Source organism: Pseudoalteromonas sp. SR44-2 (assembly GCF_014163745.1).
Taxonomy (GTDB): Bacteria; Pseudomonadota; Gammaproteobacteria; order Enterobacterales; family Alteromonadaceae; genus Pseudoalteromonas; species Pseudoalteromonas distincta.
Map to the genome: position 1 here is coordinate 35,349 of NZ_JACJDW010000002.1, position 17,347 is coordinate 52,695.

The window sequence follows — 17,347 nt, forward strand, 5'->3', positions numbered from 1 at the left end:
ACGACTTACGCAACAACTGCCTGGTAATCATTTTCTTTTTTAAACTTACAATACACTTTATTGCGACCAAATTGCTTTGCTTTGTATAACTGTTTATCTGCTTGGTTTACAAAGCTTTCCAATGAATTGGTACTTTTAAATTTTGCGACACCAATACTGGTTGTAACATTGATTGCAAGGCCGTCAATGTCGAATGTGGTATTTTCAAAACGTGCTCTTATTTGTTCAGCGGTTTTCAGCGCGGCCTCATCATTTTCAAAAGAGCTAAATAAAGCAAACTCCTCACCGCCGACTCTAAATACATACCCTCTTCCCAGCACAACTCTTAATAAAGTAGCCACTTCGACAAGTACTTGGTCACCCACACCATGGCCATACTCATCATTTACTTGTTTAAAAAAATCTAAATCAAGTAAGAATAAATATAACTGTGACTTATCTTGTAGTTCTACTTCAAAGTAGTGGTTCATTGAAAGGCGATTGCCTGCCCCCGTTAGTGGGTCAAGTAACGCTAAATTTTTAAGTCGCCTTGAAAAGTGTGAACGACTTCCTTCAAAAACATGAGAAATCGCCCAAATACTTAAATAAGCACAGAGTAGATTAAGAGATAAGTTAAAAGTCTCAAAAGGGGCAAGAGTAGACTGACTACCTAAAATAAACACTTGGATCACTAATAAATTTGCAGAGAAAATTACACCATATTGTTTACCCAATAGTAGGTAGTACAAAATAGGTAATGCAAACGACCATACATACACACCGTTACGAGGCGACGCCAAAGATGTACCCAAAATAACGATGAATGTGATAAGTGCGCACATTACAACGGATTGCCAAAACTGTAATGGGCGGCGTTTAAGTGAAATATAAGTAAATATACAATAAATAGAAAAACAGATTTCGATATAGCCTAGCAATGGAAAATTATTTACGGTCAAATTAACACTCGCAAATACTAGCGATAAAACACCAAAGCAAAGGCACATTCCTCTTAGAACGTCTTTTCTTAATGATTTAGTGCTATTAAGGGCTGCGATATCCATTCTAATCACTTAATAAAAATAAAAAGTAAGTTTAACGTGAAAATACAATTTAACAAGCTTTGTTACTCTAAAACCATGTAAACACTCCCTTTTATAGATATTTTAGGAACACATTTGATGTTTTCGTTTACAAATTAGTTCTAAAAATTAACCACCTAACATAGATAAATTAGTGGTGATGCCCGTATTACCTTGATGCAAAAGATGAGTTGGCTTTTTAGTTTTAATATAACGAGATAACAATGCCATTAATTCACTATTCGAACTGTCGTTCATATATTCTCTTAGCGAAATACCCTCTTCAGAAAACAAACACAAGTGCAAATTTCCTTTTGCTGTAACCCTTAGTCGATTACAGGTACTACAAAAGTCGTTACTGTAAGGCATTATTAAACCAATTCTGCCTTGATAATCAGGATGAGCAAACTCTTGAGCAGGACCTGCTGATGCACTACGCGCAACTTGCTGCCAGCCCGTTTGTAGTAGCTGAGTTTTTAAAACTTGCCCAGAAACATGGTTAGCATCAAAAAAGGCTTTGTTGTCGTTTGTTTGCATCAATTCTATAAAGCGGATGGTAACGGGGCGGTGTTTAACCCAATTTAAAAATGTATCAAACTCTTTTGCGTTGTATTGCTTCATCAGCACGCTGTTTATTTTTACCGAATCAATACCCGTTTCAAGCGTAGTATCAATACCTTTCATTACTGAGGTAAATTTGTCATGCCCAGTAATGGTGTTAAACATGCGTGAGTCTAAACTATCAATGCTTACATTAATGGCGTTTAAGCCTGCATCTACCCAGTCATGAATATTCTTATGAAGAGAAAAACCATTGGTGGTCATTGCAATTTTTTTTATGCCCGCAACATCTTTTGCCGCGCGAACAACATCTATAAAGTCTTTTCTAAGGGTTGGCTCTCCGCCAGTGATCCTTAATTTTTCAATACCATGGTGTGCAAACGCTTTAAGCGTATTGCTAATTTCATCAATTGTGAGAAAGCCACGGTCGTGACCGCCCTGATAACCATCTGGTAAACAATAAACACACTTAAAATTACATACATCCGTAATAGACAAACGTAAGTAACTAAACTCTCGCCCTGTTGGGTCGATTAGCATAAATAAACCTTAACTAATATCAACACGTAATAACAACCTGATACCAATTTGCAATAATACTTAATCGTTTAATTAAGCGAATTGGTATAAACAACGCTACCTATTGATACATAAATAATAATTACATAAATATATTTAATAACTTAAAGGGGCAGCCTAAAGCATACCCCTTTAATTATTTTTGTTTTACGCTTCTAAGCCTTTTTTAAGTTCGCTTGGCTTCATTGGTAGGTCGCGTAAACGAACGCCTACAGCATTAAACACTGCATTACCAATAGCAGGAGCAACCCCTATCACGCCAGGTTCGCCTAAACCAACTGGAAACTCATCGCTTTGTAAAAACTCGATGTCCATATCTGGCACATCTTGCATTCTTAGCGGTAAATAAGTATTAAAGTTAGTCGCTGATACCTGTCCATCTTTATACGTATTTGACTCATGCAATGCAAGGCTGCTGCCCCATAGTAACGACCCTTCAATTTGCGCCAGTGCGCCATCAGGGTGAACTATTAAGCCCGCATCTACAACAACATAAAGCTTTTTAAGCGTTATTTTACCACTATCACGGTTAACGTGAACATGCGCTGCGGTTGCAAGCCATGCTGGCATTGTACGTTCTTGCCCTGAGCTTACAGAAAAACCAATGCCTTCGTCTTTCGCCAATTTTACAGAGGTTACTTTGTCAGACACCGTTTTAAGCACATTACGTAAGCGCAGTGCTCCGCCAACGCTCTCAGGTGCTTTACCTGCTTGTTTGCCTTTACCATCTAACATTTCAATTCTAAATTGAACTGGATCTTTGCCTTGCTTATGGGCAATTTCATCAATAAACGACTCAAGGCTCCAAGCAATCCAACCTGGCCCTACTGAACGTAACCAACCTGGAGTAAAGGTGCTTTGAGCAACTTCGTTATTAATAGCGCGTGCACGATGACTGCTCATGCTATACCAATGATCAGCGCCCGATGCCGAAAATGCATCAAATTTACCTTTACCATCAACACCCGGTGATAAAAACGCTGGTGCCATTGCTTTAGTAGGCCAACCTGCAGCAAATGCATGCTCTAAACCAGTAAAAGTACCGTTTTTATCAAACGACGCCGTCATTTTTGCAGCAGATGCAGAACGAGACTGATCGAATAAACTATCGTCTGCTCGTGTAAATACCAGTTTTACTGGTTTACCTACTGCTTTTGCGGTTAGAGCTGCAGGTACAGTCCAATCACCAAATAATCGACGACCAAAACCACCACCTAAATAATAAGGACGAATAATTACTTTGTTTTGTTCTATTTCGAGTGCTTTAGCAAGCGCAGGTAATGTAAGTGACTGCCATTGGTTACCTGTATGAATAATCCAATTTCCGTCTTTAAACTCTGCAACCGCATTTAATGGCTCTAGCTGATAATGACTCGCTGTCGCTGTGGTATACATTGATTCTAACGACTCACTAGCGTCTGCTTGGGTTTTCTTTATATCGCCTTCATCAACAAACAAAGTACCCGAGTCGCGTTGCTCGCATAATCGCTTACCTTGTTTTTGAATATCAGCTTCAGATATATTTGCCGACTCACCTTTTTTGTAACTCACCTTTAAAGCATCTACTGCTTTAATGGCACTTGGGTAACTATCAGCTAATACAACAACCCAGCCTTGCACTGTGTTACTAGGGTCATTTAAAATTTCATAGCCTTTGTAACCTTTAATTGTTTTTGCTGCACTATCGTCAACGTTTGTCACTGTACTGCCATAACGAGTTGGTGGAATAACTGGACGCGCGTACAACATGCCTTCAACTTCTACATCTATCCCATATACTGCAGTACCATTTGTTTTGGCTGGTATATCAAGCGCTTTAAAGTCTTGTTTAAGCCCCGTTAAATGACGTTTATTAGCAGGTTTTAGTGGCAAGTTTACAACTTCATCACTTGTAAATGTGCGATTAAACTCGCCTTTTTTAACTATTTCTGCGTAACTAACCGATTTTTCGCCTGCAATAATATAGCCCTTTTCAGCACGACATTTATCTGCAGTCACGCCGAGCATTTTCGCTCCAGCTTCTATTAATGCAATTCGACCTGCAGCACCGGCTTGAGATAATGGCTTAAAGCTTTGAAATACAGACCACGAACCACCTGTTACCATAAAGCCCCATTTTTCATGAGTATCTACGTAGGTAATTGATACTTTATCCCAATCACATTCAAGTTCATCAGCCACAATACGCGCAAGAGCAGTACCAATATGTTGACCCATTTCAGCTTTTGCAATACTTACTTCTACGGCGCCGTCGGTGCTCATAGTCCACCAAATAGTGGGTGAAAAAGCTTGTTGCGCAATTGATTCTTTTGCACTGAGCGAACCCGAAAATAACGCAGGGGCAAACGCCATGACTAAACCTGCGCTAGCAGTGCCAATCATAAACGAGCGACGATTTAAATTAACGGTTTCGCTATTTTTTTGAAATAATTTTTTCATTATCGGCTCCAGTTAAGCGTCTTGTGCATTTGGATCAAATATATTTACTACACTTTGTGACTCATCTGCAGCGCGTTGAATAGCAGTTTTAATACGTTTATAAGCCATACAGCGACAGTAGTTACCGTTCATATGGCTTACTATCTCTTCATCTGAAGGACTTGGATTAGCTGCCAGTAATGTAGCCGCTTGCATTATTTGCCCAGACTGACAGTAACCGCACTGTGGTACTTGCTCTTCAACCCATGCTTTTTGAAGTGGGTGTTCGTTATTAAGTCCTTCAATAGTGGTAATGTTTTTTCCTGCAATTGCGCCAATTGGTAAAACACATGAGCGAGTTGCCTGCCCATCTAAATGCACCGTACACGCACCACACATTGCAATACCGCAACCAAACTTCGTCCCTTTTAATCCAATTTCATCACGAATAACCCATAACAATGGTGTATCTTCACTTGCGTGTGATTCAACCACCTTGCCATTAATTGTAAACGTCACCATAGCTTGCCCCTTGATTAAGCTTTATAGCCCCAATATTAGTTAATACGTTGGCTTTTACCGTTAAAATTGTTGTAACTACTCACTCTAAAAACATCATTTACTATGTAATACCCATTGTATTCACAGCTAAATACTTTAAACATAATCGTAGTTACAACTGATATAATTCAATTACTTTTTGTGTACTTTTAATTCATGCTTCGCTATAAAATTACTCAGCTGCAGTTGCGTATCTATATCTACACTCGCACTACTTAAATTAATTGTATTGACGACTTCACTGCTGGAACGCAGTAATTGCTGTGCCCCCTTATCAGAAGTTAAGCTTGTAAGCTTTGATAAATCAACCGCTGGGAATATAGCGGGTACACCTAAACGCTCGCCATAGTTTGCACACCAGCGCGAGGATTCACGTGTGAAACCTGTAACTAATGCAGCTAGATCTTGCGTTTTAAGCTCAACCTGATCGGCAAGCATAAATAAAATTCCATCATAAGCATGGTGTTTAGATAGCGCTTGCGAAGCGACAGCAATTGAAACACCTAAGCCGTCATCCCATCGTTTGTTTTCAATAATATGTATATTTGAATGCCCGCTGAGTGCTTTTACTACCTCTGCGTGCCACTTTCCTGTAACTACATATACGGGTGAATCATCAAGCGCTTGCAGCACTTCAACCGCTCGCTCAATCATTGTTTGCCCTAAGCCCACATCGGCTATTAGCTTACAACCATCAAAACGAGATGATTGGCCTGCTGCCAACACTACTTTTGCAATCAGCACGGCTCTTGCCCCCAATGGCTAAGTGATTGGGCATCTTTATCACACAGCACTGCATGTATTTCGCTGATCAACGATAGTGCAATACTCTCTGGCGAGTCGCCCCCTAAATTTAAACCGACAGGCCCAAAAACAGGAGACTTAATTTGTGAAACACGCGTATTTGCGTGCTCTAAAACTTGCTCACGCCTGTGCTTAGGACCCAATAACCCTATATATTTAAACGGTACATCTTTAAATTGAGCCAACGTACTGGCGTCAAGTTCAACGCTGTGAGCCATTAAAATAGCAGCATCGACTTTATTAGTTATGCAATATTCTTTTAACTCACTCGGTGTGATGCGCAAAATAGCATCAGCATTTTTAAAATATTGCCTTTTTGCATTAGCCGCGCGTGTATCCCATACCGTTACACTCCAACCAAGTTGTTTGGCAAATGTATAAACCGGAACTGCATCTGCGCCACCACCTACTATTAATAAATGAGGCGGCGGATAAATAGAGGTTTGCAAGCACGTAGCGCCTTGTAATTCTACCAATTGCGCTTTGCGGTTCATTGATAAACCATGCAACTCATCATTTTGCGAAAATACACCACTACCGGCTGGCAAAATGGGGCTTACTTGTTGAAGATATCGCCCTGGTTTATTCTCATTAAGTGCTTTAGATACAAGCTCTAACTGTAAATAGTCATTAGCTTTGTGAATGGGCTGCAGTAAAATATGTACTATGCCCCCACAACCAATGCCAAGTTGAAATGTTAAATCGTCTTCATCGGTGGCATCATAACTAATGGTTTTACTGCTTAAACTACTCATTACTTGTTTAGCATGGCGTTGTATGTCAGCTTCTAAACAGCCACCCGAAAGCATCCCCAAGCGCTCGCCTAGGCTCGAAATAAGCATCATAGCCCCTAGCTTTCTGTAACTAGAGCCTTCAATTTTGTACAAAGTAGCTAAAACCCATTCTTGGTTATCCCTGTCGGGATACCAAGTGTTTAAGATACTTTTCAAATCTGTAACCATATATTGCCCTTTAAAAAGCATTTTTGCGTTTAAAAACAAATCAGCCTAAACAGCTAATTTAAAACTTAATAATTCACGCACAATTTAATTTTCTATTATATCGTTTAAGGTCTCAATTAACTCATCAAATTGATCATTAACGCTTTGGCGTTGTTTATCATTTAGAGTTGAGTTTAATTCGTAGAGTAAATTTATATATAAATCTAAGTTTGTTTCATTGGTTTTCAATAGTGCGTCGCTCATATATAGTTCGCGCTCTTTAATAACTGTACTCAACTGATTTATAAATTCTTTTTTTGTTATTTCAACATTTTCAAATACCTGTTTGGCTGCATTCAAACGGGTTTGTTTGTATTCCAACCACAACATTCCAGAGTCTTGATGTTGCTCATTAGTTGATTTAATCAGCGCTTTTTGTTGTTTATTAAGCTTGCCGATCCACTGCTCGTAGTATTCAAATTGCTCCTCCAAACGCTCACTTTTTCGCTCAAGCGGGGTTTGTTCGTCAAACTCTTCACGTTCGTCGTTAATTTTTATTTGAATATTGTTTAAAAGTTCTTCTCTTTGCTCACTTGATAAGGTTGCCCCAAGCTCTGCTAAAGGCATGTGCGCGTATTCGAGTAAGTTTTGCCAATGCTTTTTAGCAAAAACCACCTGCTCTTTTAACTGCTCGGTGCTTAGCGTGCTGTTAAAAAGTGCCTTAATATTTTGAATGTCTTGTTTGTAGGCTGGTAGCTGCGTACTTCTATGCCACGCTTGAGTCGTGTTAATAATCTGTTTGAGCTGCTTATTTTGTGTTTTATTTAAATCAATATAATCATCTACCCAAAATGACGAAAGCCAGCTCAAGTTGTTATAAGTGAATGAGGCTGAACAGCTACACAAAAATACCATACTGATAGCAAAGCATGCATTTATCACTTTTTTAGCTTTAAGATTATTAAGCATCACTTTCCTTATTTTAAATTTTATAATCATGAAAACCCTATTTGATAATAATTATCATTTAAGTATTGACTTGCGCGTTAATCTAACTAATAATCATTATCAGAAACAAAGTGTACCGACCTCAGTGCCTATGGAAGGATATTCAGCAAGGATGCTGACACATTAAAAGAAGAACGTGCCGCTTCGTGGTATTACTTACTCGACCCAAGTAATAACACCAAATATCACATTTACTTGCTACATTGCTCATATTAGTGACGGTTAATATGACTCAAAAAAGCCCTAACGGGCTTTTTTTATATCTTTAAATTTTCTATAAAATCTGTATCTTACACTTCTTAAACTCATTTACTTACCTTGAAAGTCCACCGCGCTGTTATTTACATTTTATACGCACGATCTTATAAGGTACCTCCTTGCGTTTACACTAAAGCTGGCGTAAAACATAACAGTAGACACCCTTTTTTGCATCTATTTATAGTAACCGATTTAGTCTTTACATAAATGTATTGGGTATTAAACGTTTATAATGTGCAAATAGTGCAAAAATTTAATAAATTAGCATTTAACTATGGCCTGTTGACCTTTTAGGATTAAAATTTGTTCTATCTAGGCGCTATTTAATCGCGGCGCGAAGTTTGTAACTTAGTAAGCTCATTAAAAAACCGAGCAACAAAGACCAAACCGCCTCAAGCGCGAGCCTAAATAGCAGTGGATGTTTAATCTAAAAAATGTACTGGCCCTAAAATCTATCGAAACTATTACTAATTGGAGACATTAATATGTCACAGTTTAATTTAAAAGCACTTATTCTTGCTGGCGTTTTACTTGCCAGCCCTTTCGCTCATGCAACATTAGAAGATGGCATAAGAGCAGCTAACGAAGGTGAATTTGCAGTCGCCCTAAAAGAATTCCAATACCTAGCAGACAAAGGTTTTGCGCCAGGAATTTACGAACTAGCCAAATTATACGAAGGTGGATACGGTGTAACACGCGATTACCGCAAAGCAGCTGCACTTTATCAACAAGGCGTTAAAAAGAACCACGCTGATTCGATGTTTGCTCTAGCTGTTTTATACGATGAAGGTAAAGGCGTTAAACTTGATCATCAAATGGCAGTTACCTTATTTGAAAAAGCAGCTAAGAAGAATTTACCTGCAGCTCAATTTAATTTGGGCGTAATGTACGCTAATGGCGTGGGTGTTACACGAGACTATGAAGCGGCACGTAATTGGTACGAAAAAGCAGCTGCAAACAATTACTCTTTAGCGCAATTTAATTTAGCCCTCATGTATTTTGAAGGACTAGGTATGCCAAAAGATTTAGAAAAGTCATATATTTGGAATACTATCGCTGAGTACAACGGCAATATGCAAGCGAGTCATAGCCGTAAACTTGATGAGCGTAAAATGCTGCCTAAAGAAATTGAAGAAGCTAAAGAAAAAGCCGATGCCATTTATGCAAAAATACAAGTGGGTACCTATGCTGGCGAAGGTCGCTTATTTTAAAGTCTTATTTTAGAGTTTAAGACCGTAGCTTTAAACTAATCTAAAAAAGGCTGAATTACGTTATGTAATTCAGCCTTTTTAATATATCTTGATTAGCAAGTTAAAACCTATTCAACTTTACCAAATCAGCACCCTATTATTTTATGTAAAGCCACTTTAGAAGCTTAATAATAAGTTTGCTTTGATTTAGTAGCATAACAATGCGAGGATTAAACGAGCCCGATACTAACGTATTTTTAGCATGGCTAAACGTTAAAAACCCTTCTATGCCATGATAATGCCCCATTCCTGAATGCCCTACACCACCAAAGGGAGCATCATCAGCAGTTACTTGCACTAAGGTGTCGTTTATTGCCACAGTGCCACTGATTGTTTGCTTCATAATGTATTCTTGAGCTTGCTTATCTTGGCCTAAAATATAAAGCGCTAATGGGTGATGATGGGCTTTAATATAGTCAATTGCGCTGTCGAGCTTTTCGTAACTCATTATTGGTAGTATTGGACCAAATAACTCCTCTTGCATAAGCTGCATTTCGTCAGTTACTTGAGTCACTAAATGCAGCCCCATACGATGCTTTTCTGCATCTTGTTGGTTTTGTTCAAGTGGCTTGATGATGTTTGCGCCAAGCTCTTGGGCTTGCTCTAAGTAGGTTGCCAAACGTTTATAGTGTACATCGCTAATAATAGAGGTTAAGTTTTTACCTTCAACACCGTCTTTAAAATGCTTTTTATACAGCTCGCATAATTGCTGAATAAGCTGATGCTCAAGCTCCTTGGGTACAAATACGTAGTCGGGTGCAACGCATATTTGCCCTGCGTTGGCCATTTTACCAAATAGTAAGGCTTGTGCCGCTTTTTTAATATCGGCATTTTGCGTAATTACAACTGGCGATTTACCACCGAGCTCAAGCGTTACCGGCGTTAAATTACGACTTGCTGACGCCATTACTAACTTACCTACGTTCGTTGAACCCGTAAATAATAAATGAGCAAATGGCAGTGATGAAAACTGTGCGGCTACGTCGCTACCGCCTTGTATTATTTTACAATGCGCTTGCATGTCGTCTTTAAATATTTTTTCGATAACGGCGTTTGTATACGGTGTAAACTCGCTTAATTTAAGCATGACTCTATTACCAGCGGCTAAGGCGGTAAGCACAGGTACTAACGCTAGCTGAATCGGGTAATTCCACGGTGCAATAATACCAACCACACCTTTGGGCTGATAATTAACACTGACTTTTGAAGGCCACAAACTTAAACCTACAGAGCGATTACTTGGCTTTACCCATTTTGGTAATTTTTTAATAATGTGCGCGAGTGTTTGCACTGTAGGTAATATATCGCCGAGTAAGGTATCGAAAGCGGTTCTGTAACCAAAGTCTTTTGAAGCAGCATCCACTAGCTCTTGCTCAAGCTCAACAATACGTACACGGAGTTTTTTCAATAAAACGAGACGTTTATCAAGTGGCAAGTAAGGCATTTCGAGAAAGCTTTTTTGCAATTCATCAAATTGGGGAATTAAAGGCATTGCCTGTGATGTCTCAGTGCTCAAAATAGGTTACTCAATTTTTAAAGTTATTAACGACTATAACCTTGTTCTGTTTTTCGAGCAATAACACTAATTATCTAAAAAAGAGCTTCTTAGGCAATATAAATAAGCATAAAGAGTAGCTTTGTTTAAATTGTAAATATAAACAAAGCTACTCTGGCATAGGTTGGTTGGAACTAATTTAGTTCAGCTTTAAAAGCCAAATACTTGGGCTGCAATCGTCATTGTAACCAGCGTAATTAATACAATAGCCACAATGTTTAGCACAAACCCCGCTCTTATCATGTCGCGTATTTGAATTTGCCCTGAGCCAAACACAATAGCATTTGGTGGTGTCGCTACCGGCATCATAAATGCACAACTACACGCTATAGCTGCAGGAATAACCCAAACCAATGGTGAACCTGTTATAGACTCTGCAACGGGCCCTAACAAAGGAAGAAAGCCTGCTGCAGTTGCTGTATTGCTTGTGATCTCAGTTAAAAACGTAATTAATGCCACAACAACAAGTACACTCATAACAAGTGGAATAGTGCTAGCACCTTCAATTAGATGAGCAATAAATTCAGCAAGCCCTGATGACTTAATTTGAGATGCAAGTGTAAGCCCGCCACCAAATAATAATAAAACGCCCCACGGCACTTTAGCTGCGCTTTCCCAATCAAGGATACGCTCATCTTTGCCTTTATTCGCTGGCATTACAAACAACAGCAATGCCGCTGCAATTGCAATAGTAGTATCTGAAATATTAAGACCTGTTATATCACCTAATAGAGGTCTAAATATCCAACACAGTGCTGCTAAAACAAACACAAATAACACGCCTTTTTCGGCGCGCTGCATTATACCTAGGCTTTTTAACTGTGTTGAAAACACCGCTTTTGTATCAATTTTTTGATCGTTTTTAACATTAGCATCTACTTTATACGCAAATTTAGTAAGCCAAACCCAGCTAATAATTAGCATGCCTAAAGACAGTGGTACGCCTACAATCATCCATTGCGCAAAGCCAATTTCTATTTGGTAACTATCTGACAAGTAAGCAGCCATTAAAGCATTAGGCGGAGTACCAATTAAGGTAGCAATACCACCAATACTTGCACCATAAGCGATTGATAACAGTAAAGCCTTACCAAAACCTTCATTACTCGGGTCTGATTGCTTAACTAAATTAGTAATTGAAAGCGCAATAGGCAGCATCATTACAGCTGTTGCGGTATTAGACATCCACATCGACAAAAATGCGGTTACCAGCATCATTGCTAAAATTTGCAAGCTTGGCTTTTTACCCGCATATAACATGGTGCTTAGCGCAATACGTTTATGTAACCCCCAACGCTCCATAGCAATAGAAATTAAAAAACCACCTAAAAATAAAAATATTAGCGGGTGCGCATACGGGGCAGCCACGCTTTTAATTGCTGCTATATCAGCAAGTGGTGATATTACCAGAGGGAGCAAAGCAGTTGCTGGAATTGGTACTACTTCGCTCACCCACCACGACGCCATCCAAAATGCTAAACCTGCGGTTTTAAATGCCGCTACAGACATACCCGTTGGTGGATCGAGTAAACATGTTAATAGCATTACTAATGGGCCAAGTATTAATAAAAACCTTTGAAAATGTCTTTTATTATCTGGTTTTTGCGTGAGTATATTATCTGTCATGGCAGGCCTCTAAAATTTGTATTTAAGACCAAGCGCAACACTGCTGTCGTCTTGTTCTTCTAAATTAAGGTCAGTGTATAAAAGGTAAGCAGTTGTTTGCTTATCAAATACATAGTCAAGGCCCGTAGTCCATTGCGTTGCCTCAGAAGTTTGACGAAGTAAAGAGTCATCTTTAGCAAACTGTAATTTAGGTACCCATTTATCAAGCGTATAGCTTGCACTTAACACATAACCGTTACCTGATTTTATACCATCTGTTGATTCAGAATGCTGATACAGTGCACCAAGCTGTAATTGTTCAAATTTATAGGCTGCTGCTATTCGGCTCGCATTAATATTATTAAGAGAATCAACATGGCTTAATGATAAGTAATATGAGGTGTTTTTTAAGCTACGATCACCATAAATAAAGGTTGCTGCAAATCCAGCTTCGTTATCTTTGTTGTCATCTTTTGGAGCATAAGTAAACGAAAACTGGGTATTATGCCAATACTTAGACGTGTATGTTAGCGTATCACCTAGTCTATCTTGTCCTGCAATAACTTGGGCCATGTCGCCCTGGGTTTCGTTAAAGTTATCAACTTTACCCTCAGAGTATTTAAAGCGAGTATCATTTCTTCCCACTACAAGCTCGCCAAATTGACCTTTTAAACCAAGATAAGTATTCCTTGCACTAAATGGCTCTTCGGTGTCATCTTGCTCAAAGCCTTTTACTTGCACTTCGTATTTAAAAACAACGTTTAAATATTCATTTAATTTGTGTTGCCCTTGAATACCTATACGCGAAAATGGCGCTTCAATCTGCGTGCCTTCATCTGCGTAACGCATGATACCCGTATCTGTATTAGCAATTTGTACTTCGGCTTTACCATAAACGTCATATTCAGTAGCGCAAGCCGTGTACGAGTAAAAAGCAAAGCTACTTATTGAGGTGAGTAAAATAGTAGAGTGTGTAAACTTTATCATTATGTGTCCTAATTATTAGAATCTACTTGTTGTCAGACCTAATAAGGCAACTTTACTGCCAAAGCTAAAATACCTCTATATTTCAGATGGTTAATGGGTATTGCGTATAAAAAAGAGAATAAATGTGCGGTTTCCCACACACCATAAAAACGAAGTTGTCACATAAACCACACAATTTAGTCAATAAACATATCGCGGTTTAAATTGTATTTACTCATTTTATCGTAAAGGGTTTTACGAGCGATTTGCAGTGTATCCATCGTATTTTTAATACTGCCATGGTTACGCTCTAGGGCTTCTTCTATTAACGACTGCTCATAAAAAGCAACTTTTTCAGATAGGCTTAAATCGGGAGAAAGCTCACCTTTAGCCTGCGTTTTGCTAACACTAAAAGCAAGTTCTACTCCTAATAAAACCGCGCGCTCAGCTTGGTTTCTAAGCTCCCTTACATTACCAGGCCAGTCGTACGCTAAGAGTCGCTGTTGTATTTCGCTATTAAGAGGTGCTGGCGGCTTGTGATAGCGTGTTGCTGCAATAGAGCTAAAGTGCTTAAACAGTAATACTATATCTGCTTTGCGAGCTCTAAGAGGCGGTATATCTACTTTTACCAAACTTAGTCGATAATATAAATCTGCTCTAAATTCACCTTTTTCAACTAATGAAAGCAAATCTACTTTAGTGGCTGCAACAATTCTTATATCTAATTCAATTGCTTTATTATCACCTACTGGAGTTACTTTTCGCTCCTCTAATACGCGTAATAATTTAACCTGCAACGACATTGGGGTGCTTTCTATTTCATCTAAAAAAACTGTACCACCTTGTGCAAATTCAAACTTTCCCTTACGAGTGTGAGTTGCTCCGGTATAGGCACCACTTGCAGCACCAAATAACTCGCTTTCTATCAACTGCTCAGGCACCGCGCCGCAATTTATAGCAACAAAGTTACTTGCTGAGCGAATACTTTGATCGTGTAAGTAACGCGCTACAAGCTCTTTACCCGTGCCAGTTTCACCTTCAATCATTACATCAGCTGGGGTATCAATAACCGTATTGAGCAAATGCATCATATCTTGCATTTTAGGAGTATCACCTAGGATTCGTACACCCGGCGCTGAGGTTTTTTGTACAGCAAGTTTTAGTGCACGATTTTGAATCACTAAGCTACGCTTGTCGCATGCTCTTGCTATGCAATCAAGCAATGTTTCGTTTACTGGTTTTTCAAATAAGTCATACGCGCCTAATTGCATAGCTTTAACAGCAATAGTTACATCGGCGTACCCTGTTAAAAATATAACCGGCAGTTCACTATCAAATGCCGTGACTTGCTCAAGCAAAGTTAGCCCGTCCATTGCAGGCATATTTATGTCACTCAGTACAACGCCCATAAAACGTCGATTAAGCTTTGTTAGAGCCGTACTTGCATCATTAAAGCACTCAACTGTATAGCCTTCGAGAGTAAGTAATTGCTTTAATGAATCTCTGATCATCGCTTCATCATCAACTACAATGATGTGCTTACACGGTGAGTTTTCAATCATCTGTTTTATCCTGCGTGCTTGATAGACTGATTATAAACTCAGCCCCGCCTTGCAGTCGATTGTGCGCGCTTAAAGAGCCATTAAACGAGTTAATGATTTGTTTTGAAATAGATAATCCAAGGCCTAAGCCGTTACTCTCTTTAGTACTATAAAAAGGTTCGAAAATATTACCAAAAGCATGTTGCTCTATTCCAGGCCCTGTATCTAAAATTGAGAGTTTTACTCGGTTATCAAAACACTCAACATTAAAACTTAATTTACGTATTATTGCGCCATTCATAGCTTGGCTCGCGTTAGTTATTAAGTTTACCAACACTTGCTCAAATTTCAGTGAATCAACCCACACTATTAACCCACTATCTAAATTAGGCTGCTCTACGTGTACGTTATCTTGCTTTAGTTGTGAGCTGGCAATCATCAAGGCGTTATTTAATAAACCAGCTAACGGATAAGGCCTTAATTGAGTTTGTGATGGTTTACTAAAATGTTTTAGCTGCCCCACTATTTTGTGTACGCGACCTACAAGCCCCTCAATCACAGTTATACTTTCGCCAAGTGCGGTGTAATTTTGCTTAGCGAGTAAACGTTTGGCGCTTGCTAGGTAAGTATTCATAGCGCTAAGGGGCTGGTTTATTTCGTGATTAATACCTGCGCTTAACTGCCCAATTGTTGCAAGTTTTGCTGATTGAACTAATGCAACTTGCGTTTTCTCAAGCTCTTGTGTGCGCTCAATCACTTTTTGCTCAAGACTATGCCTAGAGTAAACGAGCTTTTTATAACCCGCAAAACGAGCAAGTAAGCTATAACCAACAATCATAACTAAAGCATAAATACTAAATGCCCAAAACAAGCGTATTAATTGAGCTGAATTTACTTTTGTAATATCAACAAGTACGTTCATATGTGCACTAAAGTAACGCAATGGTTTTGTCGCACTCACATAAAGGTTTTTATTAATTTTGAAATGCGAAATACCCTGGCTCTTATATTGAAATTGCTTAATATATACAGGTTGATGATCTAAATAGGCACGGCGTAATTTTATATTACGTCGCTTTGTTATATCAAACTCGCTGAAGCTATTTAAACGCCATGTTTGCATATCAGACATCGCAATTACATTATCACTAAGCTCTAAATAAAAATGGCTACCTTTAGATGTATTTAAAAGCTCTCTGTCGTTTTCAAATTTGCTTACATTCACTTTTAATACAACAACACCAACCGCTTTGTTGTCGTGATAAACAGCCTGCGAAAAATAAATGCCACGCTCTTTTGAGCGCATACCTAGTGCAAAATAGGCCACTTTTTCACCTGCAAATGCACGCTTAAAATATGGTCTAAAGGCAAAGTTACTGCCTAAAAATGTGTAATCGGCTTGCCAGTTACTACTTGCCGTTACTGCGCCTTGGGCATTCAGTACAAATATATCTGATGCACCGCTAGCTTGTTGTATATCAGCTAAGTAGTTATTTATAGCGTTGTAATGGGCTTGGTCGCCGTTTGCAAATTCAATCATTAACTGATTATAAGTAAGTAGCTGGGGAATAGCCGAAAAACGAGCGAGTTCAGTATCAATGTAATTATTTAATTGAGTAACCTGACGCTGCGCTTGAGCTGTTGCTTTTTCAATATCGTGAGCGCGGCCTACCCAAAATGTAACAACCAAAATTAATACTAATAATATACATACTGTAATTATTTTTTTAGAAAACGTAAACATGGCCTACCCGAGAAATAGCCTAAAAATTTAAGGTCGCTAGTGTAACGACTTATATAAGGCAGGGATATAAACTTTTTGTTAACAAATGAATTTAATTATACTTATTAATTAAATCTAGTCCTAAAAACAAAAAACACCGCAAACAGGTGTGCTTGCAGTGTTTAAGGTTTAGAACAAAATTAATACGTTATTAATTTGTAGCTAAAGCTGATCTGTTTTTTAGGTATTTGTATAAACCAATTAATGAAGCAGCTATCCAAAATATTTCTATCACAAAGCTAGCTAAATTAAAGTTATAGCAAAGGCTAATTAACAACAAAATCGCCCCTGTTAAATTCATCATATTATACGTTAGGCTAGATGGGGACGTTTTTCCTAGCTGCAGTAAGAAAAATGAACCAACTACTAAAAAAGTACCTGTCATACCTATGATGTCAAATAAGAGTGCTATCACGAAACTATCCTTTATCCATTTTTAAATAACCCAATAAACTG

General features: G+C 38.6%; 14 protein-coding genes. 1 reads left to right on the top strand and 13 read right to left on the bottom strand.

The annotated features are described in order from the left end of the window. Positions 1-5: 5 nt before the first annotated feature. From H5115_RS01440 to H5115_RS01470, 7 genes are all read right to left on the bottom strand, one after another. A complete protein-coding gene (locus tag H5115_RS01440) occupies positions 6-1,043 on the bottom strand; it encodes a GGDEF domain-containing protein (RefSeq protein WP_182753250.1) in 1,038 nt (345 codons plus the stop codon). Positions 1,044-1,190: 147 nt separating this feature from the next. Then, positions 1,191-2,162, bottom strand: a complete 972-nt coding sequence (moaA, locus tag H5115_RS01445; RefSeq protein ID WP_182753252.1) for a GTP 3',8-cyclase MoaA — start codon at positions 2,160-2,162, stop codon at positions 1,191-1,193. Between the two features lie 186 nt (positions 2,163-2,348). Continuing rightward, positions 2,349-4,640 carry a xanthine dehydrogenase family protein molybdopterin-binding subunit gene (locus tag H5115_RS01450; RefSeq protein WP_182753254.1) on the bottom strand — a complete coding sequence of 764 codons (2,292 nt, stop codon included), beginning with the start codon at positions 4,638-4,640 and terminating at the stop codon, positions 2,349-2,351. Between the two features lie 12 nt (positions 4,641-4,652). Continuing rightward, positions 4,653-5,141: a (2Fe-2S)-binding protein gene (locus tag H5115_RS01455; RefSeq protein WP_007582016.1), complete on the bottom strand. Its 489-nt coding sequence runs from the start codon at positions 5,139-5,141 to the stop codon at positions 4,653-4,655. Between the two features lie 171 nt (positions 5,142-5,312). Further along, positions 5,313-5,924, bottom strand: a complete 612-nt coding sequence (locus tag H5115_RS01460; protein ID WP_149593047.1) for an NTP transferase domain-containing protein — start codon at positions 5,922-5,924, stop codon at positions 5,313-5,315. Next, positions 5,918-6,946 carry an XdhC family protein gene (locus tag H5115_RS01465; RefSeq protein ID WP_024595551.1) on the bottom strand — a complete coding sequence of 343 codons (1,029 nt, stop codon included), beginning with the start codon at positions 6,944-6,946 and terminating at the stop codon, positions 5,918-5,920. The genes H5115_RS01460 and H5115_RS01465 overlap by 7 nt, the downstream gene beginning before the upstream one ends. Before the next feature lie 84 nt (positions 6,947-7,030). Beyond that, positions 7,031-7,894, bottom strand: coding sequence for a DUF6279 family lipoprotein (locus H5115_RS01470; RefSeq protein WP_182753256.1), 864 nt, complete (start codon positions 7,892-7,894; stop codon positions 7,031-7,033). Between the two features lie 782 nt (positions 7,895-8,676). Here H5115_RS01470 and H5115_RS01475 point away from each other — a divergent pair. Beyond that, entirely contained in the window at positions 8,677-9,402 is a 726-nt protein-coding gene (locus H5115_RS01475) for a tetratricopeptide repeat protein (protein ID WP_039488497.1), read from the top strand. Positions 9,403-9,538: 136 nt separating this feature from the next. Here H5115_RS01475 and H5115_RS01480 read toward each other — a convergent pair whose 3' ends face one another. The 6 genes from H5115_RS01480 to H5115_RS01505 form a co-directional block, all read right to left on the bottom strand. Further along, complete coding sequence (locus H5115_RS01480; RefSeq protein ID WP_404936116.1) at positions 9,539-10,933, bottom strand: coniferyl aldehyde dehydrogenase; 1,395 nt, start codon at positions 10,931-10,933, stop codon at positions 9,539-9,541. Between the two features lie 213 nt (positions 10,934-11,146). After that, positions 11,147-12,622, bottom strand: coding sequence for an SLC13 family permease (locus tag H5115_RS01485; RefSeq protein ID WP_182753259.1), 1,476 nt, complete (start codon positions 12,620-12,622; stop codon positions 11,147-11,149). A gap of 9 nt (positions 12,623-12,631) precedes the next feature. After that, entirely contained in the window at positions 12,632-13,588 is a 957-nt protein-coding gene (locus H5115_RS01490) for a porin (RefSeq protein WP_182753261.1), read from the bottom strand. A gap of 176 nt (positions 13,589-13,764) precedes the next feature. Beyond that, complete coding sequence (locus H5115_RS01495) at positions 13,765-15,129, bottom strand: sigma-54 dependent transcriptional regulator (RefSeq protein WP_039488492.1); 1,365 nt, start codon at positions 15,127-15,129, stop codon at positions 13,765-13,767. Continuing rightward, on the bottom strand, positions 15,122-16,852 hold the full coding sequence (locus tag H5115_RS01500; protein WP_182753263.1) for an ATP-binding protein: 1,731 nt from the start codon (positions 16,850-16,852) through the stop codon (positions 15,122-15,124). The genes H5115_RS01495 and H5115_RS01500 overlap by 8 nt, the downstream gene beginning before the upstream one ends. Before the next feature lie 190 nt (positions 16,853-17,042). Further along, entirely contained in the window at positions 17,043-17,306 is a 264-nt protein-coding gene (locus tag H5115_RS01505; protein WP_024595558.1) for a hypothetical protein, read from the bottom strand. Positions 17,307-17,347 lie beyond the last annotated feature (41 nt).